The sequence below is a fragment of the Chamaesiphon sp. OTE_75_metabat_556 genome (genome assembly GCF_031378165.1).
Taxonomy (GTDB): Bacteria; Cyanobacteriota; Cyanobacteriia; order Cyanobacteriales; family Chamaesiphonaceae; genus Chamaesiphon.
Genome location: NZ_JANNDR010000521.1, coordinates 1 through 2,959, shown reverse-complemented (window position 1 = coordinate 2,959; position 2,959 = coordinate 1). Strand labels below are relative to the sequence as shown.

The 2,959-nt window shown below is 48.8% G+C and carries 2 protein-coding genes and 1 pseudogene; all 3 read left to right on the top strand.

Annotated elements, in window-relative coordinates:
- The first annotated feature begins 391 nt into the window (after window positions 1-391).
- Window positions 392-1,717, top strand: a complete 1,326-nt coding sequence (locus RMO27_RS20700; RefSeq protein ID WP_309736133.1) for a sugar ABC transporter substrate-binding protein — start codon at window positions 392-394, stop codon at window positions 1,715-1,717.
- Between the two features lie 2 nt (window positions 1,718-1,719).
- On the top strand, window positions 1,720-2,661 hold the full coding sequence (locus RMO27_RS20695; RefSeq protein ID WP_309736131.1) for a sugar ABC transporter permease: 942 nt from the start codon (window positions 1,720-1,722) through the stop codon (window positions 2,659-2,661).
- Window positions 2,662-2,762: 101 nt separating this feature from the next.
- A pseudogene (locus RMO27_RS20690) lies at window positions 2,763-2,959 on the top strand (restriction endonuclease); the annotation flags it as partial.

Here is a 2,959-nt window from a genome sequence, read left to right as displayed (position 1 = left end):
TTAACTTCAGTTCTGGTTAAGGATTTTTGATCGAGAAACCCCACTCACAGATCGATTCCCATTGCGGAGCTAATGCGAAGCGCGCCCCGTTGCCCACAAACCAACCCTTGTGCAGGGGAGTTTGAGGGGCGGCACTCCGCTCCTCAACGGGGGGACTGGGGGTCGGAACCCCCAGATCCGGGTTCTGTCCCCACTAGAAAAGTAGCAGCCCACAAGTTCTCATCATTTACCAATCGGCTTATTACAAGCAGTTAAGTACAATCCTTTCCCCGCTCTCTTGAAAAAGTGCGATAACTTTTGTTCGCAGTCAGATTAAATGATGAGTACAATGTATTAGAGATCGAAGTGCTGACTTTTCAGGCGGCGAACATCTAAGTTGGAGAAGCAAATGATGCACCGCTACCACAAACTAGGATTACTCGCTCCACTGCTGCTATGCCTGAGTAGCTGTGGTAGCTCCAATCCCCACCAACCAGACACTCTCAAAGTTTGGGCACATGCGGGGCAAGCTGCCGAGCGGCAAGTGTTAGAACAACAGGTGAAGCGGTTTAATCAAGCACATCCGACAACTACAGTCCAATTAACCTTTGTTCCTGAAGGCTCTTACAATTCCCAAGTCCAAGCCGCTGCACTATCCAAAGATTTGCCCGACGTGCTCGAATTTGATGGGCCATTTATCTATAACTATGTCTGGCAACAAAATCTGATCCCGATCGATAAGTTGATTTCGCCAGCAGTCAAACAAGATTTATTACCGTCGATTGTCCAACAAGGTAGCTATCAAGGACGGTTATATTCTGTCGGTACTTATGATTCGGGATTGGGGCTATACGCTCGCCGTAGCAAGCTGCAAGCAGCGGGAATTAGAATCCCGACTGGTACTAAAGATGCCTGGACGATCGCCGAATTCGATCAAGCATTGGCAGCATTAGCCAAAACCGATCCCGATTCTCCAAGGGAGAGGCTTCGCCAACGTCAAGTGCTGGATCTCAAACTCAATTATCGCGGTGAATGGGCAACCTACGGCTTCTCCCCAATTATTCAATCAGCGGGGGGAGACTTAATCGATCGCCGCACCAATCGTACCGCTAATGGCCGCCTCAATAGCCCTCAGGCCGTCGCAGCGATGCAATCAGTCCAAAATTGGTTTAACAAAGGTTATGTAGACCCTAACATCGATGATGCCGCATTTGCGAGCGGTCGAGTCGCACTATCCTGGGTCGGACACTGGGTGTATAAAGACTATGCCAAAGCCGTCGGCAAAGATCTCGTCGTCCTGCCCTTACCCAACTTCGGCACGGGTGCCAAGACGGCACAAGGCTCGTGGAATTGGGGAATTACGACCAATTGCCCGACAACCCAGTGTCAAAAAACAGCAATGAATTTCCTCGAATTCTTACTCCAACCCCAGGAAGTATTGGCTATGGCGAATGTTAATGGCGCAGTCCCTGGCACCAAAAGCGCGATCGCCAAATCTCAGTTCTACGCCCCCAATGGCGCACTGCGACTATTTGCCGCCCAATTGCTAGCAGGTGAAACCGTACCGCGCCCCCAAACGCCAGCTTATCCAGTGATTACCTCCGCCTTTCAAGAAGCATTTGCCAATATTCGCAACGGTTTACCAGTCAAAACCGCCCTGGATAAAGCAGCAACGACGATCGATGTGGACTTGCAAGACAACCAAAATTATCCCAATCCGAACTTAGCTCGGCAGTAGTCATGACTGATTCTCCTTCATCTCGACTCGATCGCACTGAGATGCGATCGACTAAAGCAACCACCGACGATACCCGCACAGCACTACTAATGGCGGCTCCAGCTTTACTCGGCTTGCTTCTATTCGTCGCTCTACCCTTTCTACTAGCTCTGATCATCTCCTTCACCAACCTCCGTCTCGGTTCGCCGCTACCGCTGCAATTTCTGGGGCTAGAACAATATCGCCGCGTGTGGCTCGATCCCAACTTCCGTCAGGCATTATTCAATAACGGTTTGTTTGCGCTGGTAATGGTGCCAGTTCAGACCGGATTAGCTTTAGGACTAGCGGTGCTACTGAATCGATCGATCCCAGGGATCGGGATCTTGCGGACGATTTTCTTTATGCCCGTGGTGTTTCCGATGGCACTAGTGGCAGTGATTTGGACGATCGTTTATGCCCCTAGTGCCAATGGGATGATGAACGCTTTGCTATCCGCGATTACATTCGGACTGTGGCAACCCAGAGACTTTTTAAACGATCCCGTCCTCGCTCTACCCGCGATTATGCTGCTGTCACTGTGGCAAGGGGCAGGTTTTCAGATGGTGATTATTTTATCGGGGTTGCAGTCGATTCCGATCGCGCTATATGAAGCCGCCGCGATCGATGGCAGCAATAAATGGAATCAGTTTCGCTATATCACGATTCCCCAATTACGGAATACCCTGATCTTCGTAATGCTGGTGACTTCAATTCTCTCGTTTCGCCTGTTCGATCAAGTCAAAATCATGACCCAAGGTGGCCCCAATGGGGCGACGACGACGGTAATGTATGAAGCCGTTAAGGCATCATTCGAGCAACAAAAAATGGCGAAAGGGGCAGCGATGACGGTGATGTTTTTTGCGATCGTGTTGATAATTACCTCATTGCAAAGAGTTTTGGTACCAGAAGAAAGCTCGATCGATTGAACAACTTATTTCCTGATTTCCAGATATCACACTGATTTGGGTCGTAAACAAACTGACATACTATGGTGTACGGTTAATAGTGAAGTGAATTGATATTAAGGATGAAGCCAACATTAACTATTGAAGATTTGTGTGCTGAAGCAGCTAAATTTGCTAATATAGAATCTCTGTTCGATGAACCTGCACTTTATGGAGTCACAGACGGAAAAGCGATCGGAACATATCTCGAACACAAATTCACAGCTTACCTGGCTAGAAACTACAGTTTTCAACAAGGAAATTCAGCATCAGGGATTGA